Source organism: Vibrio kasasachensis (genome assembly GCF_050337565.1).
GTDB lineage: Bacteria > Pseudomonadota > Gammaproteobacteria > Enterobacterales > Vibrionaceae > Vibrio > Vibrio kasasachensis.
In genome coordinates this window covers 385,141-410,814 of the sequence record NZ_JAKJTB010000010.1, presented here as the reverse complement: position 1 = coordinate 410,814, position 25,674 = coordinate 385,141, and the positions used below count along the sequence as shown (strand labels likewise).

Annotated in this window: 22 protein-coding genes, 9 tRNA genes and 1 riboswitch; of the genes, 7 read left to right on the top strand and 24 right to left on the bottom strand. The window is 44.1% G+C overall.

Annotated elements, in window-relative coordinates; all coding sequences use genetic code 11:
* Window positions 1-57 precede the first annotated feature (57 nt).
* Window positions 58-786 carry a 1-acylglycerol-3-phosphate O-acyltransferase gene (locus tag L4C38_RS06720; protein ID WP_428796757.1) on the top strand — a complete coding sequence of 243 codons (729 nt, stop codon included), beginning with the start codon at window positions 58-60 and terminating at the stop codon, window positions 784-786.
* A 246-nt stretch (window positions 787-1,032) separates the two neighbouring features.
* Entirely contained in the window at window positions 1,033-2,085 is a 1,053-nt protein-coding gene (locus L4C38_RS06715) for a serine hydrolase domain-containing protein (protein ID WP_428796756.1), read from the top strand.
* Between the two features lie 68 nt (window positions 2,086-2,153).
* Here L4C38_RS06715 and L4C38_RS06710 read toward each other — a convergent pair.
* The 13 genes from L4C38_RS06710 to mutY all read right to left on the bottom strand — a co-directional run bounded on the left by L4C38_RS06710 (window position 2,154) and on the right by mutY (window position 7,924).
* A tRNA-Asn gene (locus L4C38_RS06710) sits at window positions 2,154-2,229 on the bottom strand.
* Between the two features lie 12 nt (window positions 2,230-2,241).
* A tRNA-Thr gene (locus tag L4C38_RS06705) sits at window positions 2,242-2,317 on the bottom strand.
* A 36-nt stretch (window positions 2,318-2,353) separates the two neighbouring features.
* Window positions 2,354-2,429, bottom strand: a tRNA-Asn gene (locus L4C38_RS06700).
* Between the two features lie 14 nt (window positions 2,430-2,443).
* Window positions 2,444-2,519 (bottom strand) — tRNA-Thr (locus L4C38_RS06695).
* 52 nt (window positions 2,520-2,571) lie between these two features.
* Window positions 2,572-2,647: transfer RNA gene (locus L4C38_RS06690), tRNA-Phe, on the bottom strand.
* Between the two features lie 221 nt (window positions 2,648-2,868).
* On the bottom strand, window positions 2,869-4,494 hold the full coding sequence (locus L4C38_RS06685) for a methyl-accepting chemotaxis protein (protein WP_428796755.1): 1,626 nt from the start codon (window positions 4,492-4,494) through the stop codon (window positions 2,869-2,871).
* 374 nt (window positions 4,495-4,868) lie between these two features.
* Window positions 4,869-4,944: transfer RNA gene (locus L4C38_RS06680), tRNA-Asn, on the bottom strand.
* Between the two features lie 39 nt (window positions 4,945-4,983).
* Window positions 4,984-5,059: transfer RNA gene (locus tag L4C38_RS06675), tRNA-Phe, on the bottom strand.
* A 7-nt stretch (window positions 5,060-5,066) separates the two neighbouring features.
* Window positions 5,067-5,142: transfer RNA gene (locus tag L4C38_RS06670), tRNA-Thr, on the bottom strand.
* A 54-nt stretch (window positions 5,143-5,196) separates the two neighbouring features.
* Window positions 5,197-5,272 (bottom strand) — tRNA-Phe (locus L4C38_RS06665).
* Window positions 5,273-5,374: 102 nt separating this feature from the next.
* Window positions 5,375-6,511 carry a membrane-bound lytic murein transglycosylase MltC gene (gene mltC, locus L4C38_RS06660; protein WP_428796754.1) on the bottom strand — a complete coding sequence of 379 codons (1,137 nt, stop codon included), beginning with the start codon at window positions 6,509-6,511 and terminating at the stop codon, window positions 5,375-5,377.
* 71 nt (window positions 6,512-6,582) lie between these two features.
* Window positions 6,583-6,855, bottom strand: coding sequence for an oxidative damage protection protein (locus tag L4C38_RS06655; protein ID WP_428796753.1), 273 nt, complete (start codon window positions 6,853-6,855; stop codon window positions 6,583-6,585).
* Window positions 6,856-6,871: 16 nt separating this feature from the next.
* Window positions 6,872-7,924, bottom strand: a complete 1,053-nt coding sequence (mutY, locus tag L4C38_RS06650; RefSeq protein WP_428796752.1) for an A/G-specific adenine glycosylase — start codon at window positions 7,922-7,924, stop codon at window positions 6,872-6,874.
* 173 nt (window positions 7,925-8,097) lie between these two features.
* On the opposite strand from mutY, the gene trmB reads away from it, so the two are divergent.
* Both trmB and glsB read left to right on the top strand, forming a co-directional pair.
* A complete protein-coding gene (gene trmB / locus L4C38_RS06645) occupies window positions 8,098-8,817 on the top strand; it encodes a tRNA (guanosine(46)-N7)-methyltransferase TrmB (RefSeq protein ID WP_428796751.1) in 720 nt (239 codons plus the stop codon).
* Between the two features lie 137 nt (window positions 8,818-8,954).
* On the top strand, window positions 8,955-9,875 hold the full coding sequence (gene glsB / locus L4C38_RS06640) for a glutaminase B (protein WP_428796750.1): 921 nt from the start codon (window positions 8,955-8,957) through the stop codon (window positions 9,873-9,875).
* A gap of 73 nt (window positions 9,876-9,948) precedes the next feature.
* Here the strand turns inward: glsB and hemW are convergent, their stop codons facing one another.
* Genes hemW through L4C38_RS06605 form a run of 7 tightly spaced genes read right to left on the bottom strand, consistent with a single transcriptional unit; the run spans window position 9,949 to window position 14,665 of the window.
* Entirely contained in the window at window positions 9,949-11,124 is a 1,176-nt protein-coding gene (gene hemW, locus L4C38_RS06635; RefSeq protein ID WP_428796749.1) for a radical SAM family heme chaperone HemW, read from the bottom strand.
* 3 nt (window positions 11,125-11,127) lie between these two features.
* A complete protein-coding gene (locus L4C38_RS06630) occupies window positions 11,128-11,724 on the bottom strand; it encodes an XTP/dITP diphosphatase (protein ID WP_428796748.1) in 597 nt (198 codons plus the stop codon).
* Window positions 11,725-11,735: 11 nt separating this feature from the next.
* On the bottom strand, window positions 11,736-12,167 hold the full coding sequence (locus tag L4C38_RS06625; protein WP_428796747.1) for a DUF4426 domain-containing protein: 432 nt from the start codon (window positions 12,165-12,167) through the stop codon (window positions 11,736-11,738).
* A 51-nt stretch (window positions 12,168-12,218) separates the two neighbouring features.
* Entirely contained in the window at window positions 12,219-12,509 is a 291-nt protein-coding gene (yggU, locus tag L4C38_RS06620) for a DUF167 family protein YggU (RefSeq protein WP_428796746.1), read from the bottom strand.
* Window positions 12,509-13,066 carry a YggT family protein gene (locus L4C38_RS06615; protein WP_428796745.1) on the bottom strand — a complete coding sequence of 186 codons (558 nt, stop codon included), beginning with the start codon at window positions 13,064-13,066 and terminating at the stop codon, window positions 12,509-12,511. Before L4C38_RS06615 ends, yggU begins: the two co-directional genes overlap by 1 nt.
* Before the next feature lie 44 nt (window positions 13,067-13,110).
* Window positions 13,111-13,929 carry a pyrroline-5-carboxylate reductase gene (proC, locus tag L4C38_RS06610; RefSeq protein ID WP_428796744.1) on the bottom strand — a complete coding sequence of 273 codons (819 nt, stop codon included), beginning with the start codon at window positions 13,927-13,929 and terminating at the stop codon, window positions 13,111-13,113.
* A gap of 25 nt (window positions 13,930-13,954) precedes the next feature.
* The gene (locus L4C38_RS06605) at window positions 13,955-14,665 is read right to left on the bottom strand and encodes a YggS family pyridoxal phosphate-dependent enzyme (RefSeq protein ID WP_428796743.1); all 711 of its coding nucleotides are present in this window, start codon (window positions 14,663-14,665) and stop codon (window positions 13,955-13,957) included.
* Window positions 14,666-14,689: 24 nt separating this feature from the next.
* On the opposite strand from L4C38_RS06605, the gene L4C38_RS06600 reads away from it, so the two are divergent.
* Window positions 14,690-15,721: a type IV pilus twitching motility protein PilT gene (locus tag L4C38_RS06600; RefSeq protein ID WP_428796742.1), complete on the top strand. Its 1,032-nt coding sequence runs from the start codon at window positions 14,690-14,692 to the stop codon at window positions 15,719-15,721.
* Between the two features lie 10 nt (window positions 15,722-15,731).
* Window positions 15,732-16,838: a PilT/PilU family type 4a pilus ATPase gene (locus tag L4C38_RS06595; protein WP_428796741.1), complete on the top strand. Its 1,107-nt coding sequence runs from the start codon at window positions 15,732-15,734 to the stop codon at window positions 16,836-16,838.
* A gap of 75 nt (window positions 16,839-16,913) precedes the next feature.
* On the opposite strand, the gene lysC is transcribed toward L4C38_RS06595, so the two are convergent.
* The gene (gene lysC, locus L4C38_RS06590) at window positions 16,914-18,266 is read right to left on the bottom strand and encodes a lysine-sensitive aspartokinase 3 (RefSeq protein ID WP_428796740.1); all 1,353 of its coding nucleotides are present in this window, start codon (window positions 18,264-18,266) and stop codon (window positions 16,914-16,916) included.
* A 165-nt stretch (window positions 18,267-18,431) separates the two neighbouring features.
* Window positions 18,432-18,610, bottom strand: a riboswitch (Lysine riboswitch).
* A 170-nt stretch (window positions 18,611-18,780) separates the two neighbouring features.
* Here lysC and L4C38_RS06585 point away from each other — a divergent pair.
* Complete coding sequence (locus L4C38_RS06585) at window positions 18,781-19,902, top strand: pyridoxal-phosphate-dependent aminotransferase family protein (RefSeq protein WP_428796739.1); 1,122 nt, start codon at window positions 18,781-18,783, stop codon at window positions 19,900-19,902.
* A 28-nt stretch (window positions 19,903-19,930) separates the two neighbouring features.
* On the opposite strand, the gene L4C38_RS06580 is transcribed toward L4C38_RS06585, so the two are convergent.
* From L4C38_RS06580 to galU, 3 genes are all read right to left on the bottom strand, one after another.
* Window positions 19,931-21,703: a PglL family O-oligosaccharyltransferase gene (locus L4C38_RS06580; protein ID WP_428796738.1), complete on the bottom strand. Its 1,773-nt coding sequence runs from the start codon at window positions 21,701-21,703 to the stop codon at window positions 19,931-19,933.
* 70 nt (window positions 21,704-21,773) lie between these two features.
* Window positions 21,774-24,596: an excinuclease ABC subunit UvrA gene (uvrA, locus tag L4C38_RS06575; protein ID WP_428796737.1), complete on the bottom strand. Its 2,823-nt coding sequence runs from the start codon at window positions 24,594-24,596 to the stop codon at window positions 21,774-21,776.
* A 125-nt stretch (window positions 24,597-24,721) separates the two neighbouring features.
* Window positions 24,722-25,594: a UTP--glucose-1-phosphate uridylyltransferase GalU gene (gene galU / locus L4C38_RS06570; RefSeq protein WP_428796736.1), complete on the bottom strand. Its 873-nt coding sequence runs from the start codon at window positions 25,592-25,594 to the stop codon at window positions 24,722-24,724.
* Window positions 25,595-25,674 lie beyond the last annotated feature (80 nt).

The window sequence follows — 25,674 nt, the reverse complement described above, 5'->3', positions numbered from 1 at the left end:
ACAAGATCCGTTAAATTAGGGCCACTATCCTTTCCCATTCGTTTATGGAGAGCATTAATGATTGCACTGTTACGTGTTTTTGCTGTCGCTATATTTGCGATAATCATGTTTGTATTTGGTTGTGGTTACTGCTTGCTAAGCCCGCGTAACCCAAAACACGTATTCACCTTTGGACGCCTGTTCGGCAAAATGTCACGAGTATTTGGCATCAAACTAGAATTGCGAATCCCGGAGGATGCTTACACTCGAGGTCAGCACATTTACGTTGCTAACCACCAGAATAATTGGGATTTGTTTACTGTTTCTTCAGCGGTTACACCAAGAGTTGTTACCGTGGGTAAAAAGAGCCTCGTTTGGATACCACTGTTTGGTCAACTTTATTGGTTAACAGGAAATATTCTGATAGACCGTGCTAATCGTAGCAAAGCGGTAGGTACTATCGATCAGGTAGTGGATAGCATGAAGAGCAGTGACGTCTCCGTCTGGATGTTCCCTGAGGGGACTCGTTCACGTGGTCGTGGCTTGTTGCCTTTCAAAACAGGTGCTTTCCATGCAGCTATTGGCGCACAAGCGGGGGTTATTCCTATTGTATGTAGCTCAACAAGTGATATTAAGTTCAACCGTTGGAATAACGGCCATGTGATTGTTGAAATGCTGCCACCTGTTAGTGCTGAAGGTTACAGAAAAGAACAAGTACGAGAGTTAGCCAATATTTGCCGTGGGCAAATGGAAAGTAAATTGGCAGAACTTGATAACGAAGTAAAACGACGCAACCAAGCTGGCTAAGTTGTTTCTTGAAGAAAAAAGCGTGCGCTTGGTCGCACGCTTTTTTTATGCCTGTAGCAGCACACTGTAATGCTCGTTCCTTTTTGTTTTATACCCGTCATACTTGAAGTTGCAGCGGTGTTAGCTGTGTTCGTGCGCCCCAGTCACATAGTTCAGCTATGCTCAGGGGGCTTTCTTACTTGCCGCCTACCTGCACTTTCAGTTTCTTGGGTATAGTACCTATTGGGTACCAAAAAGGATGTAGATATGAAGTATCGTGGTGTTGGGCTTGCTTTGTTATTGCTGGTAGTAGCGGGGTGTGGTCAATCGGAGATCGAGCTCGTTCAAAGCCAAGCAAAGTTTTCTCCAGTTGAGCAGCGAATTGAAAGTGGTAAAGCAAATAATATCCACTCACTGATAGCTTGGAAGAACGGTGAGAAGCTCTTCGAACTGCATAGACAGGGCGCAGGTACCGTTGGAAAGCAAAAGACGCCGAGAGTGCCTGTAGGTGCCAATGAGCTGCATAATCTTCATTCGGTAACCAAGTCTTTTGTCGCTACATTGATATTTATTGCTATCGATGAAGGTAAATTAGCTAATCTTGATGTCCCCGTGTTTAGTTTGTTTCCCGAGTATCAACAAGCCGATCGAGATATGAAAATGGCAATTAGCATTCGAGACGTCATGAACATGTCTACTGGGTATGCATTAGATGAGCTAGGGACATCTTATAGCCAAGGGGCTGGAAACGTTTTCCATCGTCACTATATGGCAAAGGATTTACAAGGCATGTTCTTAGGTGATGCTCTAGCGTTTGAGCCAGGCAGTCGTTTCGCTTATAGCGGATTATCAACGGTTGGGTTATCGAAAATTATCGAACGTCTTTATGAGCAACCATTTACTCAAGTAATGCGTGACAAGTTGTTTGCCCCATTGGGAATCGAAAACTATCGTTGGTTAACTCAGCATGGCAGCAATGAACCTGGTGCCGATTGGGGGTTGATGTTAACACCACTCGATATGGGGAAGTTTGGCTCAATGTGGTTGAATAGAGGGACGTTCAATGACAAGTCAATAGTTGCACCTCATTGGTTTGATATGCTGAGAACGAGCAGTTTCTACGGTTACAACATGGGTTATCGCTTACATTTTTGGCAGTTATCGAAAATAGGAGGAGCGGTTGCCGCAGTGGGAATAGGGGAGCAATACATAGTAATGCTGCCTAATGAGCAGGCTGTGATTGTCGCGACTGGTGGAAACTATGATATGCCATCCAGTCCAACGCTGGAGACGATTAGGCTGCTAGCAAGCTTGCTTTGAGTGGATAAGAGTCTATTTATAATGCTAGAAATGAAAAAAGCCAAGTCGTGAGACTTGGCTTTTGAAATTGGCTCCTCCTGCTGGGCTCGAACCAGCGACCTGCGGATTAACAGTCCGTCGCTCTACCAACTGAGCTAAGGAGGAACTATTTATATATGGTGCCGACTACCGGAATCGAACTGGTGACCTACTGATTACAAGTCAGTTGCTCTACCTACTGAGCTAAGTCGGCTTTTCATCAACAAGACTAAGTCTCATTAATTGAATGTGGCTCCTCCTGCTGGGCTCGAACCAGCGACCTGCGGATTAACAGTCCGTCGCTCTACCAACTGAGCTAAGGAGGAACTATTTGAATAAATGGTGCCGACTACCGGAGTCGAACTGGTGACCTACTGATTACAAGTCAGTTGCTCTACCTACTGAGCTAAGTCGGCACATTATATTCTTTTTTGTCGTTCGTGCTAAGCACCAACAACTTAGAAATTGTGGTGCCCGGAGGCGGAATCGAACCACCGACACGAGGATTTTCAATCCTCTGCTCTACCGACTGAGCTATCCGGGCGACGAGGTGTATTAAACGGCTTTTCGCTTTTCAGGTCAATATTAAAATGCAAAAAAAATATCGTTTGTTGCTTTTATGTACTTAATGGGCTGTTTTTGTTCTTTTACAGCTTGTACCGCCTCACACAACCACAAATTATTGCGGTAAAAGAACAGCATTAGTTGAGTTTAGTGACAAAAAAAGCACGCTAATACGCGTGCTTTTGTCGGTTTAGTGAGTCATTACTGCTTAACGGTAAACTTGCTCATCCAGTTTTCGAGCTCATTTGCTAGTTGAGTCAGGCTTTGAGTGCTGCTGTGACTTTCGGTTACGACATTGCTTAATTGGCATCCGCTTTCTTCAATCATGTTAATTCGCATCGAAATATCATCACTTACATCAGTCTGTTCCGCTGCCGCTGTCGCAATTTGATGGCTCATTTGGGAGATGGACTCTAATGCATTAACAATTTGCTGTAGCGCTTGTGATGCGTGTTGAGACTCCTCCACCGTACTTGTACTTGTGTCGGCACATATATCCATGGTTTGAATGGCATTGCGAGAACCTTCTTGCAAGTTAGAAATCATCTGTTGGATCTCTTTTGTGCTCGATTGAGTGCGACCTGCTAAGTTGCGTACTTCATCGGCGACGACTGCAAATCCACGCCCTTGTTCACCCGCACGTGCTGCTTCGATCGCTGCATTCAGTGCAAGCAGATTGGTCTGCTCTGCAATATCACCAATCACGTCGAGGACTTTGACAATATTGTTTACATCATTATCAAGATCCGCAACGGCTTGGCTTGCTGTCCCTAGTTGAGACGCTAGCCCTTGAATATTACCGACAGTGTTATGGATCAATTGCTGCGTTTGTTGGCTTTGCTTGTCAGCTTCATCAGTATTGCTTGCCGTATCGCTGGCAGAATCCGCTATGTTGTTTGCCGAAGATGCCATTTCCGTCATTGCTGTAGCAATCATTGCAGTGGATTGTTGTTGAGAATTAGTCAGTTCAGAGATTGTTGCAGAACGATCTTCCACATTGGCAAGTTCACAGCGCAGTGCCACCATCGATGTATCTAAATTCCTCACTAATTGAGCAAGAGATAAACTCATCTCTTGTACTGCTTCATAGATACTGCCTCTAGGCGCTTGTGCGTCAAATGAGGCTTTGATGTTGCCTTGAGCTATGGCTTGAACTGCTTTGCGTACCTCTTGAGGCTCTCCACCTAGTAAGGTGAGCATTTTGCGAATAGAAACTAATAATACGGTAAAAATACTCGCGGCAATAATAAGGCAGAGCAGCAACTGCCATTGAGCGGTAGACCAAAAACGAGCATTCACTTCATCAAAACCAATCCCTGTGCCGACCACCCAATTCCAGTGTGGTGTTTTTTGTGCAATAGACACTATTTGATCAACTGAACCATCTGGATCTGCTGAGCTCCAATGATATTCAGCGATCCCTATTGGTGTTTTACTGATAGCGTCTAGCAATACGTCGGCAACACTGTTGCCATCGGCGTCCTTAAAATCGTGGAAACTTGTACCATGTAACTGTGGGTCGAGTGGTGTCGCTATGAAAGCCATGTTCTCGTCTGCGACATAGACGTATTCGCCGTCTTTATAAATATTATTTCGCAGAAGGCGAGTTGCCAGTGCTTTGGCTTCATCTTCGCCTAACGCACCTTCTACCGCCATTTTTTCTACTTCGGTCAAAATGCTGTATGCGCTTTTGAATAATTCTGTTACGCGCGCTTTATTGTCTAGATCACTAGCAACCCGCAGCGTCCATAGACCGGTCGCAGTTAGTGCTAACAGAGCAGTCAAAATGATCGCCGATAGAATATAGGCTTGTGTTTTGAGTTTCATGTATCCCCACTGGCTTTAATGCTGTTCGATACGTCCCTTCGCTAGTGTCAAAAAAGCACAAGAAAAGAGTCCGCAATATTTTTGTGACAAAAATATTACATCAGGCTTTAGCTAGTTATCGGGGCTTCGAATGAAAATATGATGCTGATTAAATTCTCATCGCGAAATAAATGTCGCTTCAAATTGAAAGGGTGAGATTGCTCGAATATTTATCAATTTTAATGTATTGAATTTGAGATAAGTATTTGAAAGGGTGTTGAATTTTTCCAATAGCGGTGTGGGCAATGAAAATTGGAAATAAACACGTAGGGGGATGAGATAAGTTGGATAAACAGATACAAAAAAAGCCAAGTCGAAAGACTTGGCTTTAAATGTGGCTCCTCCTGCTGGGCTCGAACCAGCGACCTGCGGATTAACAGTCCGTCGCTCTACCAACTGAGCTAAGGAGGAATTATTCATGTGTATCGTGTAAACAATGACACCAAATAATGGTGCCTCGAGGCGGAATCGAACCACCGACACGAGGATTTTCAATCCTCTGCTCTACCGACTGAGCTATCGAGGCAAAAGAATGGTGCCGACTACCGGAGTCGAACTGGTGACCTACTGATTACAAGTCAGTTGCTCTACCTACTGAGCTAAGTCGGCACACTAATATTCTTTGCTAACTTATTGACGTCTAAGACACCAATAATCAAATTATGGTGCCCGGAGGCGGAATCGAACCACCGACACGAGGATTTTCAATCCTCTGCTCTACCGACTGAGCTATCCGGGCAACGGAGCGTATTAAACGGATTTTCAGCTCATCCGTCAACGTGTTTTTGAAAATATTTTCAAAATAACGGTTGTTTGCTTGGTTTTTGTTCAAAAATTACCATTAAGTTTTGCCCGCGTTAAATTCCCTTTTGTAATTTGTAACTTTTTCTAAGTAACGACGCGCCTCAGCTTTGGGATGTTTGTTGGTCAAAGCCCAAAAAACTTGGTTTGGTTGTAAAGAGTTGATGTCTCGCATCGCTCTTTTTCGATCATTGCGGTTGAAAGTGTTCAAAACTCCGCCAGTTCCGCCGTTGTATGCTGAGATCATGGTGTATTCCAGCGTTAACGGATGATCGACATTTTTCAAATATCGATTTTTTAGGATGTAAAAGTAAGCAGTCCCGGTATCGATGTTGTTTTCAGGGTTGAATAAATATTCTGGGCTAGGTTCGCCAGAGCGTTTTTTTACCAGCTTAAAAACATCTTTACCCGCTGTTTTAGGCACAACTTGCATCAAACCATAAGCGTTTGCCCAACTAACTGCATAAGGGTTAAAGCTGCTCTCTGTTTTGATGATGGCATAAATAAGATCTTCAGGAATATCGTACTTACGCGATGCTCGTCGCACAATATCGGCGTATTTATAACCGCGGATCTCTACTTGATTTTCCACAAGAGGAATCTCAACGTAATATGCTTTTTTGAAGTCGACGTTTTTGACTTTTAGTTTATTGGCAATTAAATAGTCAGCAAATTGGTTGGCACGCCAAGACCATTGAATCGGTTTGTTATCTTGATCGACCACCTGTTGATACAAAAATGGGCGACCTTCGAGTTTGATATCTTTTGATGAAAATAGATCAACGCTCGCAGGATCATCTGGAGTGAGTAATGTCGTGATAATGGCATTTTTTAAGTGTTGCTTCGGATCCGTTGGAGAAACGGTTTCGACAATAATCGTCCCTTTTTGGAAGTCGACTTCAGAGCGACTTAGGTAATTGTCGATATATTTCACATAGTTACTTTTACCAGCAACTTTAATCTCTTTGCTACCCCAACGTTTTTCGATATTGCCAGAAAAACCATTTATTAAGGCATCGAGCGCTATGGTATCTTTTTCAAATTGACCTGGAAGTAGAGCTAAATTCTTAGCAAATCGGTTGGTAGGTTCGTAGTTGATATCATAGATGCTTTCAACAAATTCTCGGCTGCAGCCGACCAACATCATAGCAATTAAAAAGTACGCGAGTTTTTTCATCACAATCCTAAACATAAAAAAATGACATCACAGTGAACTGCGATGCCATCTCAAATCTCTCTGGGCTTTAGTTATTCACTTGGCGGTGTATAGCCTTCGATATGAACATCTTTGCCTTCGAATAAGAAGTTTACCATCTCAGTTTCCAGTAGCTTGCGATGCTCTGGATCCATCATATTCAATTTCTTCTCATTGATTAACATGGTTTGTTTGTGTTGCCACTCTGCCCATGCCTGTTTTGAGATGTTGTCGAAAATTCTTTTACCTAGTTCGCCTGGGTAAAATTGAAAATCAAGACCTTCGGCGTCTTGCTTTAATCGAGCACAAAATACAGTGCGGCTCATAACAGATTCCTTTTGACTAACGAAGTTCAAATGGCAAGCTTTCCAATAACTGTTTTACTGGTGCAGCCAAGCCAACTTCTTCTGGTTGAGATAAGTTATACCAAAGACCGTTGCCTGCTTCCATTATCACGTCAGGCTGTTTTGATAGATCCAGCAAAATCGGTGTAATATCGAGATGATAGTGGCTAAAGGTATGGCGAAACGCGATTAACTGTTGTTGATGTTGAACATCATCTTGAACAACCTGACGATGTTCAAGTTGAGTTTGGATATCGGCATTGCCATTTTCAGGGAAGCAATAGAGCCCCCCCCAGATCCCCGCGGGAGGACGTTGCTCGAGCCAAACTTTGCCATCATGGTGCAACATAACAAACCAAGTTTCTTTAACTGGTTTTTCTTTTTTAGGCTTTTTACTGGGGTAATCGAGCTGTTTGCCTTGTTCTTTTGCTACGCACAGTGATTCTATCGGGCATAAGCTACATTTCGGTTTGCTGCGTGTACAAACCATGGCGCCCATGTCCATCATTGCTTGATTGTACTTATCGGTATCTTGTGCAGGTGTGTGCTGCTCTGCACGCATCCAGAGTTGATTCTCTACTTTCTTTTGCCCTGTCCAGCCCTCAATGGCGAAATATCGCGCTAGAGTGCGTTTGACGTTGCCATCCAAAATTGCGTGCGGTTGTTTGTAAACTGAAGAGAGGATCGCAGCTGCGGTTGAACGACCAATACCAGGCAGTGCATTTAATTGGGCTATATCGGTTGGAAATTCACCGTGATATTCATTGGCGACCATTTGAGCTGCTTTATGCAAATTCCGAGCTCGCGCATAGTAGCCAAGCCCTGTCCAAAGGTGTAAAACTTCATCTTGATCGGCATTTGCTAAGTCGATTACGCTGGGAAATCGTTCGAGAAAGCGTTGATAATAAGGAATAACGGTCGCAACTTGGGTTTGTTGCAACATTATTTCTGATAGCCAGACACTGTATGCAGTTTTATTCTGTTGCCAAGGTAGGTTTTTCCTTCCATAGGCGTCGTACCAAGTAATAATGGCATTAGCAAAAGGTGTCACGACATGCTCTGATATTATTTGTAAGTTTATTGGTTTAAAATTGCACCACAGATCGTGGGGTAAGTACAACCAATAAAGTGTAGGGTTTTAGTCAGAAAGACTTGCACCAGTGACAATTCTTTGGATAATCACAATCCCTTTAAGTCGAGACCAAATTTTAAACAGGCGAAATCATGAGTGAAGTGACCACTAACGAATACAATGAAGACGGTAAGTTGATCCGTAGAATACGTAGTTTTGTACGTCGTGAAGGGCGTCTTACCAAAGGTCAAGAAAGCGCGATGAAAGAGTGCTGGCCAACAATGGGTATCGACTACCAAGCACAACTTCTTGATTGGAAAGAAGTGTTTGGTAACGATAATCCAGTGGTACTAGAAATTGGTTTCGGCATGGGTGCATCACTAGTTGAAATGGCGAAAAATGCGCCAGAGAAAAATTTCATCGGTATTGAAGTTCATAGCCCAGGTGTCGGCGCATGTTTAGCTGATGCTCGCGAAGCGGGTGTCACCAATTTACGTGTAATGTGCCACGATGCGGTAGAAGTATTTGAGCATATGATCCCAGACAGCAGTTTGAGTACATTGCAATTGTTCTTCCCTGACCCATGGCACAAAAAGCGTCACCATAAGCGTCGTATCGTTAGGTTAGAATTTGCTGAGATGGTGCGCCAGAAGCTGATGCTGGAAGATGGTATTTTCCATATGGCAACGGATTGGGAAAACTACGCTGAACATATGATCGAAGTGATGAATCAAGCGCCTGGTTTTGCCAATATTGCCACTGAAGGCGATTACATTGAGCGCCCAGACGAACGCCCATTAACCAAATTTGAAGCTCGAGGTCACCGTTTAGGTCATGGCGTATGGGACATTAAGTACAAACGCACTGCGTAATTGTGACTTAATCAAGAGTATCCCTAGCAGTCTGGGTATACACTGAAATTTAAGGAAGCCAACATAATTATGTTGGCTTTTTTGACCTTAGTTGCCCAATGAATAGGGTTTCTACAACAATCATAAGCAGGTCATAGATGAAACCGACACGTGAGATTTTGGCGGACATCTTAGAAGAAGTTCGTCCTCTTATTGGACAAGGTAAAGTCGCCGATTACATTCCCGCTCTGGCAAAAGTGCCCAATACAAAGCTGGGGATAGCGGTATTTACCAATCAAGGGGAAGTGATCAAAGCGGGTGACGCTGACGAGGGGTTCTCGATTCAATCGATCTCTAAAGCTGTCAGCTTAACGCTTGCAATGTCTTTGTATAATCCGGAAGAGATCTGGGAGCGTGTGGGGAAAGAGCCATCTGGTCAAGCTTTTAACTCTATGATTCAGCTGGAAATGGAGCAGGGAATCCCGCGTAATCCATTTATTAATGCTGGTGCGATTGTGGTCGCTGATCTATTACATAGTCGACTTTCGGCGCCGCGTCAGCGTATGCTTGAATTTGTACGCCAGCTTTCGGGTGAAAATCAAATTGTCTATGACAAAGTTGTGGCGGCATCGGAAATGATGCACGGTGATCGCAATGCTGCGATTGCTTACTTAATGCGTGCATTTGGTAACTTTGAAAATGATGTATTGCCAGTGTTGAATAACTATTTTCATGCCTGCGCACTGAAAATGAACTGTGTTGATTTAGCGAAAATGTTCAGTTATTTAGCCAATAAAGGTGTATCGGTTCAGACGAATAAGCCAATAATTACGCCAATGCAGACCAAACAATTGAATGCATTACTGGCGACGTGTGGTTTGTATGATGGTGCAGGTGAGTTTGCTTATCGTGTTGGTATGCCAGGGAAATCAGGCGTAGGTGGTGGCATTATTGCTATTGTACCGGGTGAGATGAGTATTGCAGTATGGTCACCAGAGTTAGATGCATCGGGTAACTCACTGGCGGGAACCAAAGCTTTAGAGCTACTTTCAGAGCGTATTGGTCGTTCCATCTTCTGAATGTTAAATGTAAAAAAAGCTTGGTTATCCAAGCTTTTTTTACATTTAAAGCGTTGTTAGGGCTAGATAGGTACTACTCTTCGTCAGCCATAAATGCTTCAAGCAGATCATTCAAAAACAACTTCCCTTTTTCGGTAATTTGCCAGTGAGTGTCTGTTTCAACAAGGTATTGCTGCTTAAGAGCCCAGTCGATAGTTACTTGAATGTCACTCAGAGCTAGCCCTGTTGTATCGATGAAATCTTGCTTTGGACACGTTTCAATTAAGCGGAAACGATTCATAAAGAATTCGAATGGTCGATCTTCTGCGGCTACTTCAAACTCATCAACTAAATATGGCTTAACCATATTCTGAAACGCAGCGAGATAACCGCGAGGATGCTTGGTTTTGGTTGTGCGAATGATGCGCCCGTCGCTAAAACTTAGCTTGCCATGCGAGCCGCAGCCAATGCCTAAGTAGTCCCCAAATCGCCAGTAGTTGAGGTTGTGTTGGCATTGATACTCCGGTTTGCTATACCCAGAGATTTCATATTGCACGTAACCTGCTTGTGTCAGTTTCTGATGGCCATGTTCAAAGATATCCCATAAGTCGTCATCATCAGGTAACGTTGGCGTTTTATAGTAAAACATGGTGTTTGGTTCAATAGTGAGTTGATACCAAGATAAGTGCGGTGGATTGAGCTCAATAGCTTGTTCTAAATCGGCAAGTGCTTGCGTTATGGTTTGATCTGGCAGCCCATGCATAAGATCAAGATTAAAACTCTTTAGCCCGATATCGTGGGCAAGGTTAGCAGCGTTGATCGCTTCTTGCTGACCATGAATTCTACCAAGGCTAGTAAGCTTATCTTCAGCAAAGCTTTGTACACCAATTGAAATACGGGTTACACCTGCGGCTTGATAGCCAATAAATCGCTCAGCCTCTACCGTGCCAGGATTTGCTTCCATGGTGATTTCAATTTCGGTCTTAAAGGGAATACGCTGCTCAATGCCATTAAGTAGACGTTTGATACCTTCGGCTGAGATCAAGCTTGGTGTGCCACCACCAATAAAGATTGAGTGCAGTGGGCGGGGGGCTTGATTGAGTTGGTACTTTTCAATATCACGGTCCAAATCTTCCAGTAGTGCATCAATGTAGTGATCCTCTGGGATCTCCGTTTTGAGCGCATGGGAGTTAAAATCGCAATAAGGGCATTTTTGTACACACCACGGGATGTGTACATAAAGGCTTAACGCTGGTGGTACGAGTTGCATTATTTAACGTTGCTCCGCAAGAGTCGCGAACAACTTTTGAAGTGCTTTTCCACGATGAGAAAGCTGTTTCTTACGAGTAGGCTCAAGCTCTGCGGAAGAGCAATTATCTTCAGGAACGTAGAAGATAGGATCGTAACCAAAGCCATTCTCGCCTTGAGGTTTAGTTAGAATACGACCTTCCCATTTACCATGGCATACGATAGGCGTTGGGTCTTCAGCATGACGCATTAGTACTAACACGCAGTGAAAACGCGCGCTACGTTGCTCTTCAGGCACGTTTTCCATCGCTTTAAGCAGTTTGTTGAGGTTTTCCCTATCACTAGCACCTTGACCTGCGTAGCGAGCGGAATAGATGCCAGGAGCACCTTTTAGGTAATCGACTTCAAGACCTGAATCATCAGCAATAGCAGCAAAACCGGTTTCTTTTGCTGCATGGCGAGCTTTGATAATGGCATTTTCAATGAATGTGGTGCCTGTTTCATCAGCTTCAGCAATATTAAACTCACTTTGTGCGCATACTTCAAAGCCAAAATCAGCCAGAAGATCTGCCATTTCACGGACCTTACCTTGGTTGCCGGTCGCCAATACAATCTTGCTCATGATTCGTCCTGTTACTGTTCAACATAAAATTTTTGGGTGAACTTTAAAGTGCCTTTGCCTTGATTGCCAGCATCGATATCGATATTGAAGTGAATATTTTCTTCGTTGCTGATCGTAAACTCAGCTAAGTAGTAAATCGCGTCGCCTTCTTTGACTTCTCTGAAAGTAAGATCACGTATCTGCCCAATAAGGTTTTTTGTTGAACCGGTGACTTTTCCCGAGATAGCGGGCTTACCTGCTTGAGAACGATCTAACAAACTAATGTTAAGAATTGCCGAATAGCCACTACGTTTTAATTTGTAGCTACTAGCGACTTGTGGGGTGAGAAAGGTAGAGTTAAATGCCGAATAGTGTACTTCGACATCTTTGATGGTTTTAAACTGCCCAGCAAAAGTAGGCAGTGCCAAACAACTTATAACCAGTGCAACAAACCAAGTCTTCATAATTTTTTCCTTGCTCTAAAACTGTGCATCCATGAGATAAATTAAAAGCCATCATAGGATGGCTTCGATTTCAGTAGGAACTTGGTTAGGCGAGATGATGCGAACTTGCTTGTGCCGCCCGAGCTCGCCTTTTTCAATATTGACTAACCCTTTCGCTACTTTAAATTGTTTCGCCAAATACTTACTTAAATGAGCATTGGCTTTGCCATCAACAGGTGGTGCAGTAATCGCTATTTTGATTTCTTCACCATGCAAACCGACGATTTTATCTCGGCTTGCTTTGGGTTGGATATAAAGGCGAAGAATAATATCGTCGCCTTCACGCCATACCGCTTCTGACATTATAGACTGAACCACATCGGACCGATTAGATCGCCCATCAGGAAGTTAGCAAATTGAAGACCAATAAACAGTACTAGGACGCTTAAATCAAAACCGCCCATTGCTGGGATTACACGGCGGATTGGCGTTAACATTGGCTCTGTGAGTTGATTAAATACATACTCAATTGGGCTACGGCCTTGGCTTACCCAACTTAGAATCGCTCGAATTAGTAATACCCAAAATAGTAAACCGCCTGCTGCTTTCACTAGAGTTAATAGACCTAGTAGCAGGAAGTCAGCACTAAATACGACGGCTCCACCTGAGGCAATCAGCATCAGGCTTACGAATTTTAAGACACACAGTACGAAAGCAAACAGCAGTGTCGCCATATCAATATTGCCGATTGACGGAATAACACGACGTAGCGGCCCTATAACAGGCTGAGTCGCTTTGATAATAAATTGTGAGAACGGATTGTAGAAATCTGCACGTGAGGCTTGAAGCCAAATGCGTAGCAGTACCACCATGATATATAAATCAAACAGGGTGGATATTAGAAAACTCATTGAATTCATAGCTTAACCTTGTATTAAAAACAGTCGACAAACGGTTCTAATTATTAAAATAATTTTTCCATTTCTTGTGCGCGCAGCACTGCCGCTTGCATTGCTTTGGCGATAATATCGGATAACTGATGCTCATTGAAAGTACGAATTGCTTCAGCAGTGGTACCGCCTTTGGAGGTGACTTGCTCACGCAAAGTTGACAATTCAACCTCGGGGTTAGCCACAACCATTTCCGCCGCGCCCAGCGCTGCTTGTTGTACCAATAAACGAGCGGTATCAGCGTCAAAACCTTGCTGAATTGCCTCGGCTTGCATTGCTTCCATAAATAAGAAGAAGTACGCGGGAGCACTACCAGCCGCAGCAATGACGGTGTTGATATCAGATTCTTGCTCAACCCAGCAAACCTTACCGACTGCGCTCATTAAGTCCGCAGCGAAGAGCTTGTCTTGTTCAACGACATTTTCCGGAGCGTAAAGCCCGCTCATACCTTGACCTACCAGCGATGGTGTATTTGGCATCACGCGCACGAGGTTTAATTTGGCCGCAAACATTTCATTTAGGCGGCTTGCACTAATACCTGCAGCAATCGAGATCACCAGTTTATCTTGGTAGTCGATGTCTAACATCCCTTGCGCGACCAATGACATCATTTGTGGCTTAACGGCAAGGACCACAACGTCAGCATCGCGCGCAGCTTGAGCATTATCACCATTGGTATTTATACCATATTGGTCAGCCAGAAAATCACGTTTGTCCTGGTTAGGACCGGTAGCGGTAATTAAGCTCGCTGGGTATCCACTAGCCAATAAGCCAGTAATAATTGAGCGCGCCATATTTCCTGCGCCGATAAAGGTGATTTTCTTGTGTTCCATGATGGATCCCTAATTGTTTGCGTTATTACTTGCTGTAGTCGCGAGCACCAAATATCGCGGTTCCGATACGAACCATAGTGCTACCTGCTTCGATGGCGGCACTCATATCACCACTCATACCCATGGAAAGAGTATCTAAGTTGAGTTCGGGTAAACGCTCACTAAGGCGCTGTTTTAAATCTGCCAACTGAGTAAACGCATGCAGTTGAGATGCATGATCGGGTACATTAGCTGGAATTGACATCAACCCTCTTAACGTGAGGTTTGGTAGTGATGAAATCAACTCTGCGAGTTCAAATACCTGCTCTTCATCAATACCAGACTTACTGCTTTCGCCACTGGTGTTCACTTGGATGAGCACTTGAATTGGCTTCATATTGATTGGGCGTTGGTCATTAAGCCGCTGAGCAATCTTTGCGCGGTCAATGGTGTGAACCCAATCAAAGCTTTCTGCGACCGGACGAGTTTTATTAGACTGAATCGGGCCAATAAAGTGCCACACGATAGGCAGATCCGGATGGTGCTCGGAAAAATATGCTACTTTGTCTACGCCTTCTTGCACATAGTTTTCACCAAAAGCACCTTGGCCAGCCTGAGCTGCCTCTAGGACTGCTTGGTTTGGTTTGGTTTTGCTTACGGCGAGAAGTTGCACCGACTCTTGAGTGCGCCCACATTTTTGTTGCGCACTTAAGATCTGTGAGGTGATTTGTTCAATGTTTTGTTGAATACTGTTCATAGCTAACTTTACTAAGGAATTTAAATGGATATCACTGAGTTACTGGACTTTAGTGTAAAACATAATGCGTCAGATCTACATCTTTCTGCAGGTGTTTCTCCAATGGTGCGCATAGATGGCGAAGTCAGAAAGCTAAGTATGCCTGCTTTTAGCCATGCAGATGTGCACCGTTTGGTATTCGAGATTATGAACGATGCTCAGCGCAGTGAATATGAGGAACGTCTCGAAGTCGACTTTTCGTTTGAATTATCTGGTATTGGTCGTTTCCGTGTTAACGCCTTTAATCAAGCTCGTGGGTGCGCAGCCGTTTTCCGTACTATTCCAACGAGTATACCGACTTTGGAAGATTTAGAAGCCCCAGAGATATTTGAACAAATCGCTAATATCGAGAAAGGCTTGGTATTAGTGACAGGCCCAACTGGCTCGGGGAAATCGACAACGTTAGCTGCAATGGTTGATTACATTAATCGTCATCACAACAAGCATATTTTGACCATTGAAGACCCAATTGAGTTTGTTCACGACAATCAAAGATGCTTGGTAAACCAACGTGAAGTTCATCGTGATACCCATAGCTTCAAAGCGGCGCTGCGCAGTGCTTTACGTGAAGATCCGGATGTCATCTTAGTTGGTGAATTGCGAGATCAAGAAACAATTAGCTTAGCGCTAACCGCGGCTGAGACAGGTCACTTAGTGTTCGGTACTTTACATACCAGCTCTGCTGCCAAAACCATTGACCGTATTATCGATGTTTTTCCTGGCAGCGATAAAGGTATGGTTCGCTCAATGTTATCTGAATCATTGCGTGCGGTTATTGCACAAAAGCTATTGAAACGGATTGGTGGTGGTCGAGTTGCTTGTCATGAAATAATGATGGCGACACCGGCAATACGTAACTTAATCCGTGAAGACAAAGTGGCTCAGATGTACTCGGTTATTCAGACGGGTGCTGCACACGGTATGCAAACTATCGAGCAAAACGCGAAACAGTTGATCGCGCGCGGTCTCGTTGAGCCGGAAGAAGTGGAACAAAAGATTGGCTCGCTAACTTATTAAGGGATTATTGATGGTAATCGATGCATTTCTACAAGGGATGAGTGAACAAAAAGCCTCGGACTTATACGTCACTGTTGGTGCGCCAGTGCTTTATCGTGTCGATGGAGAATTGCGTGCTCATGGAGATGTATTGACGGAGCAAAATGTATTCGAGTTATTGAACGCAATCATGGATGAGCCGCGCCAAGTGGACTTTAAGTCCACACGTGAAGCTAATTTCGCTGTGGTGCGTGAATATGGACGTTTTCGTGTTTCGGCATTCTTTCAGCGAGAACTGCCGGGTGCCGTTATTCGCCGTATAGAGACGCAAATACCAAGCTTTGAATCGCTCAATTTGCCGCATGTACTACAAGATTTATCAATTGCCAAACGTGGTTTAGTGCTAGTGGTCGGTGCGACAGGTTCAGGTAAATCAACCACCATGGCTGCAATGACAGGTTATCGTAATGCCAATAGAACAGGGCATATACTCACAGTAGAAGACCCAATTGAGTTTGTGCATCCACATAAAGGTTGTATTGTGACGCAGCGAGAGGTGGGGCTTGATACCGAAAGCTATGAAGTGGCGCTGAAGAATTCTTTGCGGCAAGCACCAGATATGATTTTGATTGGTGAGATTCGCAGCCGAGAAACAATGGAGTATGCGATGGCGTTTGCTGAGACGGGGCACTTATGTATGGCAACGTTACATGCAAATAATGCTAACCAAGCTTTAGAGCGTATTCTTCATTTAGTACCGAAAGAGAAAAAAGACCAGTTCTTATTTGATCTTTCGATGAACTTGAAAGGGGTTGTGGGGCAGCAACTATTACGTGATAAGAATGGGCAAGGTCGACATGGCGTGTTTGAGGTCTTACTCAATAGTCCGCGTGTTGCGGATCTGATTCGTCGCGGTGACTTGCATGAACTTAAATCGACCATGGCAAAATCACAACAGATTGGTATGCAGACATTTGATCAGGCGCTTTATCAGTTGGTTATCGAGGATAAAATTAATGAAGAAGATGCATTGCACAGTGCTGATTCCGCCAATGACTTGCGTATCATGCTTAAGGTGCACAGTGGCGATGGGGCATCGAGTAGCACGCTAGACAATATTAAAATTGATATGGATTGAGTGCAGAGATACTCCGAAACATAGCCAATAAAAAACCGAGTTTCGCGCTCGGTTTTTTATTCAGTAATGAAAAGTTTAAGCTTCGAATAGCTCTTGGTGAAGCTTTTGAATGGCATGGCGAGAAACGGATTCATGAACTAGAAAACATAAGTTGTGTGGGCTCGCGCCGAAGCAAATCATGCGTAAGTTTAAGTCTTCCAATGTTCCAAATACTTGTTTGGCATAACCACGGCTTTCACCCATGTTATTACCGATTAGTGCGACAAGGCTGAGGTTTTGCTCTATCTCTACCGTACATAGCTCTTCTAGCTCTTTACGTGCAACCGCAGGTAATTGTGGTGCACCACCAGAAGTATCGGTTTGGTCGAGGGTAAGAGAAACGCTTATCTCTGAGGTGGTAATGAGATCTACCGAGACTTTATGTTTGGCTAAAATCTCAAATACTTTAGCCAAGAAACCATAGGCATGGAACATCTTCGCACTGCGCAATGTCACCATTGTTTGGTTATCGCGCAGAGCAAGGGCACGAAATAGTGGTGAGCTTTGTACTTGATGACGAATCCAAGTGCCGCCTTTTTCTGGCTCTTTTGATGAGCCAACAAAAACGGGTATATCATGGCGCAATGCTGGTACTAATGTGGAAGGATGTAAGATTTTTGCACCAAAATTTGCCATTTCAGAGGCTTCACTAAAACTAATCTCTGGGATAGGCGTTGCTTTCTCTGCAATTCTCGGGTCGGTAGTATAGATCCCTGGAACATCGGTCCAAATTTCTAATCCTTTTGCTTTAACCGCTTCAGCGATAAGGGCGGCGCTGTAATCGCTACCACCGCGACCCAGCGTCGTGGTATTACCTTGTTCGTCTGAACCAATAAAGCCTTGAGTGACCACCACGAACTCTTGGCAGAGCGGAACGAGTTTCTCTTTTGCTAGCTGCGCTGTTTGAGCCACGTTTGGCTCTGCTTTACCAAAATCATCATTGGTACGCAATACTTGGCGGATATCAAAACGAATAGCATTGATGCCTTGCTCACGCATCACCTGAGTCAATAAGTGCGTAGACATCAATTCGCCACAAGAGACAAGCTGATCGGTTAGTTTTTTGCTCGCTTGAATGGATGCATCTTCTGCAAGGTGAGAGACAGTATCAAGGATTTTGCTAACTTCGGCTTCTGTATTAGTAGAGTCTTCCAGTCTGGTCAAAACGGCTTGATGAATATCAGCCAATTTTTCGATAATTTTGATTCGTTGTTGCTCATTAACCACGCCGTTAGCGAGTTCAACTAGCAGATTGGTTACACCTGAGCAGGCACTGCTCACGACAAGCTTTGTATTGAGGTTGTTTTCGATAATGATCGCACAGCGACTCATAGCTTCAAAATTTGCAACACTGGTACCGCCAAATTTGGCGACATTAAATGAGCTCACAGCGATTCTCCCACGACTTCCTAAATATTGTTGTTGGTTATCCAACGTCCTTTGTTTTTTTGTTTGAGTATCCTGTCCGACTTGAAGTCGCAGTTGTTTGGATACGATCAAACGAGAAGAGAGTTTTGAGCGATTTAAAGAGGTAAGTTATTAGGCAATAACAATCACCTCAGAAGCGCTTCATCAGACAGTGCTGATGACAATTGATGAGAGTCAACCCAAGTCAATCGACGTCACTAAACCTGCAATTGGGTGGCGTCTCGGCATTGCTCTCCCTCAATGAATCGTATTGGAGTTGCGGCTCCACGATGCATCTACCTAGGCAATGCTCCTCTTCTGTGTCTAATTATTGAACGGCTTTATGTGATCAAAGTCAACCGAAACTTTTACTTAGAAACTGACAATGTTTAACAAATTCATAATTACTAGACTTACGACCAATTGTTCCGCTTCGGATATTGTTTTAAGGTGGTTTAGATATGAGAAGATTAAAAGCATGCTGCAAGGAGCGATTATGACAATTCAAAGCTTTATTCCACCTCGTCGAATTCTTATGGGACCTGGTCCATCGGATATATCGCCACAAGTACTTCAGGCCCTAAGTCGCCCGACGGTTGGTCATCTAGACCCACTTTTTGTTGGCATGATGGATGAGCTCAAACAATTACTAAAATATGCTTTCCAAACTGAAAACGAGTTCACTATTGCTGTATCTGCACCGGGCAGCGCAGGCATGGAAGCGTGTTTTGTTAACCTGATTGAAGCGGGTGATAAAGTGATCGTATGTCGCAATGGTGTGTTTGGCGAACGCATGCGAGAAAACGTAATTCGCGCTGGTGGTGAAGCGATCGTCATTGACGATGAGTGGGGTAACCCAGTTTCAATCTCTAAAGTAGAGCAAGCTTTGGTCGCTCATCCAGAGGTCAAAATCGTTGCGTTTGTTCATGCAGAAACATCAACTGGTGCAATCTCGGATGCTCAAGCAATTAGTCGGTTAGCGAAAAAACACAATGCGTTAACTATTGTTGATGCGGTGACATCTCTGGGCGGTTCGCCGTTGAAAGTGGATGAGTGGCAATTGGATGCGGTTTATTCTGGCAGCCAGAAATGTCTCTCTTGTGTTCCGGGTCTTTCTCCGCTGACATTTTCTTCTAACGCGATAGAGAAAATTAAAAATCGCGCAACCCCAGTACAAAGCTGGTTCTTAGATCAAAGCTTAGTGCTTGGGTATTGGAGTGGGGAAGGTAAGCGCAGCTACCACCATACAGCCCCCGTAAACAGCCTATATGCGTTGCATGAGTCTTTGTTAATGCTCAAGCAAGAAGGGCTTGAAAATGCATGGCAGCGTCATCAAACGATGCATGGAAAGTTAAAAGTAGGATTGGAAAAGTTGGGCTTTAAATTTGTGGTTGATGAAGCGTATCGTTTGCCACAATTAAACGCTGTATACGTGCCAGAAGGCATTGATGAAGTGAAAGTGCGTAGCCACTTACTAGAAACCTATAACTTGGAAATAGGTGCAGGGCTTGGTGTCTTAGCGGGTAAAGCTTGGCGCATAGGCTTGATGGGATACGCTGCCAAAGATGAAAATGTCGCTTTGTGCTTACGCGCCTTGGAAGAATCGTTAACTTTGTAGGATGAATAGCGGCGTAAAGCCGCTGCTCTTATTGCTCTACGGGTGGCTTCAGCGCATCAATATCTGGCGCAATATATTGCACTTTCTCAAAATCGCGAGTTGGGAAAAGATATTTAGCTTCACTGCGAATTTGCTCTGCTTTAAGTGTATCGCCCAATCCTTGGTACGCCATAATCAAGTTGTTATAGAAAGCTGGTCGTGGCTTGTCCTTGATGATCGCTAATGACCAATCTATATAAGGTTTTATGTAATCAGGGTTTTGCGTTATTAAGCCGATATTTAGATAGGTGCTGTATACATCCCAATCGTAACGATCTTTCCAAACGACAGGATTTGTCACCTGCTCCAATATTTCAGGATCTTTTGGGTTAGAGCGTTCAAATTTTGTCAGTACGTAGTTGGTATGCAAAGAGCTCAGCATATAAACCGTAATGATGATTGGGACAACGAGGCTCATCACTCTCAGCAGAATTTGAGATATCCGGCTAAATGGCGCGATGCGATAGCTATTCGATCGCTGATCAACCCAATACAACAGGATTATAAAAGTAACCCAATGCACAAATGAGTGATAGAAAGGATACTCTAGTTGGCTATGCAGCACTATTGGGACAAACAGCCCAAACATCGCTAGCCGAGTGCCTTTCTTTGCTTGGTACATTCTAAGTAGCACGAATAGCGCCGCGAAAACAATGCCGAGTATCGGTAATAACCCACCTTCAACTCCCCAATAAAGCAGTTCATTATGTGGATGGTCGAGACTTGGTAAGCCGACATTATAGTCCGGATTAAGTTGGTGTTGTCGTGCCGTATACAGAATATAAGAAGGCTCAAAACTGCCGTAACCATAACCAGTGAAGGGCTTCTCGATGAACATATCGAGTGCTTGTGGGTAGATATAACTACGCGGGCTTTCTAGGTTTACTTTTTGTGTGATGACATCTGAGCCACCTGAAGATGCAGTCAGAAGAGGTAAAACTAAACCCAGCATGACGCCAATCAGTGCTGAGAGGCTCCAACCGGCTATGCGTTTATGGCTGGCAAAACGATAGAGATACGGTAGTACCAAAGCAACGGAGATTGCCGCGCTTAACCAGCCCGTACGAGACGCCAAAATTATGATCAATGGAATGGTGAGCAAAGGCATTACATAAAGAAGGCTTACATCACTCAATTTACGTTGATACTTAATTGGCTGGCGAGAAAGTAAGTACCCAGAAACCGCGAGACCAGTAGCGAGAAAGCTAGCCATAACATTGGGTTGCTGAAAAATTCCGTAAGGTCGGTTACTTATTGTGTTGTAACCAAAGATATTTCCTGGCTCTAGTATTAAGTACTGAATCCAGCCAAACGTTGCTTGTATCGCCACCGCGATAACAATAAACCACAATAGGCGCTGCCTTTGACGATTGCTAAAACGAAATTGTTGTAGCACGACGAGCAATAAAAAGCCCATCCACAATCCAGCGAGGCGGTTGAATGATAGTAGTAACGAAGAGTTGGGATAAAGTATCGGCGCTGTCATGATTAGACAAGATACAAATAGCACTATGGTTAGTTTATTGTAGCGAAGTTTGCCTTCGGTACCGATTTGATACAGACCGATGGCGATACAGATGCCAAAAGCCAACCATGTGGTGGCATTAAATGACAATGCTAAGCCGGAACCGCCAGGATTTGCCATAAAGACATGCATGGCTAGCAGGTAGATCACACCAAGTGATACTAGAAATGGACGAACTAAAGGAAGCCTTGGTATTTGTGGCTCAAGTTGTGTTCCGGTTACATGTATGGTTGCCATATTGGTGTCACTTCTACAAAAACAAAACCAGCGTATGATACGCTGGTTCCTAGGCTCTGTTGACCTTTTTCTATTTTAACATAGGTTTAAGGAAGTGTGCGGTATGTGAACCTTCGACAAGTGCCACATCTTCAGGTGTGCCTTGGGCAATAATTTCACCGCCACCGTCTCCTCCCTCCGGACCTAGATCGACGATCCAGTCTGCTGTTTTTATTACATCAAGGTTGTGCTCGATAACAACCACGGTATTGCCATGATCGCGTAAGCGATGCAGCACGGTGAGCAATTGCTGAATATCATGGAAGTGTAGTCCGGTAGTTGGCTCGTCTAGAATATACAGGGTTTTGCCTGTATCACGCTTCGAGAGCTCGCGAGCCAGTTTAACTCGCTGTGCTTCACCTCCAGATAAGGTGGTTGCAGCTTGACCAAGACGAATATAAGAAAGCCCCACATCCATTAAAGTCTGTAACTTTCTCGCGATAACAGGTACCGGTTCGAAAAATTGGCGAGCATCTTCAACCGTCATTTCTAGTACTTCATCGATGGTTTTGCCTTTGTAGCGAACTTCGAGTGTTTCGCGGTTGTAGCGCTTACCATGGCAGAGATCACATGGCACGTAGACATCAGGTAGAAAATGCATTTCTACTTTAATGACACCATCACCTTGACAGGCTTCGCAGCGACCACCACGCACATTAAAACTAAAGCGACCGGGTTTATAACCGCGTGAACGAGATTCTTGTGTGCCAGAAAAGAGCTCTCTAATTGGGGTGAATATTCCAGTGTAGGTCGCAGGATTTGAGCGTGGCGTTCGACCGATAGGGCTCTGGTCAATATCGATAACCTTGTCGAAATGCTCTAACCCTTTGATTTTTTTATAAGGTGCTGGTACAGCGGTGGTTGCCCCATTTAGTTGGGTATGAGCAATCTTAAAGAATGTATCGTTAATTAAGGTTGATTTGCCCGAACCTGATACCCCGGTAATGCAGCAAAACAACCCGACAGGGATAGTCAAATCTACCGATTTGAGATTGTTGCCAGTGGCACCAATGAGCTCAAAAACTTTCTTTTTGTTAAATGGCGTGCGTTGTTCGGGTATGGCAATTTTTTTTATACCGGAAAGGTATTGTCCAGTTAAAGACTCTGGCGTGTCGATAATCTCAGCCATTGTGCCTTGAGCGACAACTTGACCACCGTGAACGCCAGCGCCCGGACCAATATCGATCACATGATCAGCGCAGCGAATGGCATCTTCATCATGTTCTACCACCAGCACAGTATTACCTAAGTCCCGTAAATGAATGAGTGTTTTAAGTAGACGTTCATTATCACGTTGATGCAGGCCGATCGAAGGTTCATCAAGTACATACATGACGCCCATAAGACCTGCACCTATTTGGCTGGCGAGACGAATCCGTTGTGCTTCCCCACCCGATAATGTTTCGGCACTGCGAGAAAGATTGAGATAGTTCAAACCAACGTTGACCAAGAATTCAAGGCGATCGTTGATCTCTTTCATGATCTTTTCAGCAATTTTTGCTCGTTGTCCCTCAAGCGAAAGTGTTGAGAAGAAACTTAAAGCATCAGCAATACTCAGTTCAACAATTTCAGGTAGCGTTGTGTCACCAATAAAGACATTGCGAGCTTCAAGGCGTAAGCGACTACCGTCACAGCTTTCGCAGCATTTAGTTGAGATATATTTGGCTAAATCCTCACGAACAGAGTTTGATTCTGTGTCATGGTAGCGACGTTCTAAGGTATTTAGAATGCCTTCAAATGGGTGACGCTTGACGCGAATATCACCGCGATCGTTGATGTAATTGAACTCAACTTCTGTTCGTCCAGAACCCTTTAAGATCACGTCTTGGATTTTTTTTGGTAGTTTGTTGAAAGGTTGCTGCAGGTCGAAATCATAATGCTTTGCCAACGAAGACAACATTTGGAAATAGTAGTAGTTCTTCTGATCCCAACCGCGAATAGCCCCTTGTGCAAGGCTTAGTGATTCATCTTGAATGACACGCTCAGGATCAAAATATTGCTGTACACCCAAGCCATCACAAGTTCCGCAGGCACCCGCTGGATTATTGAAAGAGAACAAGCGAGGCTCAAGTTCTTGCATGCTGTATCCACAATGTGGACAAGCAAAGTTGGCAGAAAACACCACTTCTTCACCATCGCCATCCATTGGCGCTATCACCGCAACACCACCAGAGAGCTCTAAAGTGGTTTCGAATGATTCAGCTAAACGCTGTTGTAAGTCAGCGCGAACTTTAAAACGGTCGACAACAACGTCAATGGTGTGCTTTTTGTGCAACTCAAGCGGTGGAGGATCGGAGAGGTCACAGGTTTCTCCATCAATACGCGCGCGAATAAACCCTTGAGCGGCTAAGTTTTCTAGCGTTTTAACGTGCTCACCTTTGCGCTCTTTGACTATCGGCGCAAGCAGCATCATTTTTGACCCTTCTGGCAGTTCCAAAACTTTATCAACCATTTGTGATACGGTTTGTGCTGATAGGGGGGCTTTGTGCTCTGGGCAACGAGGTTCACCAACACGCGCATAGAACAGACGTAAATAGTCATACACTTCGGTGATGGTACCCACAGTTGAACGAGGGTTGTGTGAAGTGGACTTTTGTTCGATAGAAATGGCAGGGGAGAGACCGTCAATATGGTCAACATCAGGCTTTTCCATCAAAGAAAGGAATTGGCGAGCGTAAGCCGATAGTGATTCTACATAACGACGTTGCCCTTCGGCATACAGAGTGTCAAAAGCGAGAGACGATTTTCCGGAGCCCGATAATCCCGTGATGACAATTAGTTTATCTCGGGGAATGGTGAGATTAATATTCTTGAGGTTGTGAGTGCGGGCACCGCGTATTTCTATCTTGTCCATTGTTATCGCTCTGTATGGGAAGAGCTTCTAGTATTACACAGTGCGAGAAATGTTCAAATAAAATACTGGGTATAAATACAGTAAAGGTGGTTTTTAAGATCACCTTTACTGGTCTTTTGTGGGTTCTACGCCTGTTTAGCGGTCGTTTGTTTACCGAGTTCCGTTTTCTTACTGTCTTTTAAGTAGAGATTTTCAAAGCAGTAGTTGGTTGCTTCAATATAACCTTCTACGCTGCCGCAATCGAAACGTTGACCTTTGAATTTGTAGGCAAGCACACAACCAGCTTTCGCCTGTTTGAGTAGTGCGTCTGTGATTTGAATTTCACCGCCTTTGCCTGGTTCAGTTTGTTCAATTATGTCAAAAATATCTGGAGTCAGAATATAGCGACCGATAATAGCTAGATTGCTTGGTGCTGTTCCTGCTTCTGGTTTTTCGACCATATCATCGACACGGTAAATGTCGTCTTTGATCATTTCACCTGAAATAACACCATACTTGTGTGTTTCATTTTCAGGGACTTCTTGTACTGCGACAATTGAACAACGGAATTGTTTAAATAGAGCGACCATCTGTTCAAGTACACCAGCTTGCTCATTTACACAAAGGTCATCCGCGAGTACTACGGCAAATGGTTCATCACCGATCAGTTCGCGACCCGTTAATATAGCGTGACCTAAGCCTTTCATTTCACGTTGGCGGATATAAGTGAAGTTTGCTGCGTCAATAATGTCGCGAATATCTACTAGTAGTTCTTCTTTGTTAGTGCCACTGATTTGGTGCTCTAGCTCGTAGTTCTTGTCAAAGTGATCCATGATTGAATGCTTACCACGACCCGTAACGATACACATTCCGTCCATACCCGCTTGAATTGCTTCTTCAATACCGTATTCAATCAAAGGCTTGTTGACTACAGGCATCATTTCTTTCGGCATCGATTTTGTTGCAGGTAGGAAGCGTGTTCCGTAACCAGCTGCTGGGAATAGACATTTTTTGATCATGATAAAACCCTTTATCTTTCTGACGTATTTGAAATTGCCGACAAGATAACATGGTTTTATGAATAGATAATTAACCAACT

Coding starts and splice junctions, on each gene's coding strand:
- L4C38_RS06625 (WP_428796747.1), bottom strand. CDS start 12,167: ATGAAGACTTGGTTTGTTGCACTGGTTATAAGTTGTTTGGCACTGCCT.
- L4C38_RS06720 (WP_428796757.1), top strand. CDS start 58: ATGATTGCACTGTTACGTGTTTTTGCTGTCGCTATATTTGCGATAATC.
- yggU (WP_428796746.1), bottom strand. CDS start 12,509: ATGTCAGAAGCGGTATGGCGTGAAGGCGACGATATTATTCTTCGCCTT.
- L4C38_RS06585 (WP_428796739.1), top strand. CDS start 18,781: ATGACAATTCAAAGCTTTATTCCACCTCGTCGAATTCTTATGGGACCT.
- L4C38_RS06630 (WP_428796748.1), bottom strand. CDS start 11,724: ATGAGCAAGATTGTATTGGCGACCGGCAACCAAGGTAAGGTCCGTGAA.
- L4C38_RS06605 (WP_428796743.1), bottom strand. CDS start 14,665: ATGAACAGTATTCAACAAAACATTGAACAAATCACCTCACAGATCTTA.
- galU (WP_428796736.1), bottom strand. CDS start 25,594: ATGATCAAAAAATGTCTATTCCCAGCAGCTGGTTACGGAACACGCTTC.
- L4C38_RS06595 (WP_428796741.1), top strand. CDS start 15,732: ATGGTAATCGATGCATTTCTACAAGGGATGAGTGAACAAAAAGCCTCG.
- uvrA (WP_428796737.1), bottom strand. CDS start 24,596: ATGGACAAGATAGAAATACGCGGTGCCCGCACTCACAACCTCAAGAAT.
- L4C38_RS06580 (WP_428796738.1), bottom strand. CDS start 21,703: ATGGCAACCATACATGTAACCGGAACACAACTTGAGCCACAAATACCA.
- L4C38_RS06600 (WP_428796742.1), top strand. CDS start 14,690: ATGGATATCACTGAGTTACTGGACTTTAGTGTAAAACATAATGCGTCA.
- proC (WP_428796744.1), bottom strand. CDS start 13,929: ATGGAACACAAGAAAATCACCTTTATCGGCGCAGGAAATATGGCGCGC.
- hemW (WP_428796749.1), bottom strand. CDS start 11,124: ATGCAACTCGTACCACCAGCGTTAAGCCTTTATGTACACATCCCGTGG.
- mltC (WP_428796754.1), bottom strand. CDS start 6,511: ATGAAAAAACTCGCGTACTTTTTAATTGCTATGATGTTGGTCGGCTGC.
- L4C38_RS06615 (WP_428796745.1), bottom strand. CDS start 13,066: ATGAATTCAATGAGTTTTCTAATATCCACCCTGTTTGATTTATATATC.
- L4C38_RS06715 (WP_428796756.1), top strand. CDS start 1,033: ATGAAGTATCGTGGTGTTGGGCTTGCTTTGTTATTGCTGGTAGTAGCG.
- trmB (WP_428796751.1), top strand. CDS start 8,098: ATGAGTGAAGTGACCACTAACGAATACAATGAAGACGGTAAGTTGATC.
- glsB (WP_428796750.1), top strand. CDS start 8,955: ATGAAACCGACACGTGAGATTTTGGCGGACATCTTAGAAGAAGTTCGT.
- L4C38_RS06655 (WP_428796753.1), bottom strand. CDS start 6,855: ATGAGCCGCACTGTATTTTGTGCTCGATTAAAGCAAGACGCCGAAGGT.
- L4C38_RS06685 (WP_428796755.1), bottom strand. CDS start 4,494: ATGAAACTCAAAACACAAGCCTATATTCTATCGGCGATCATTTTGACT.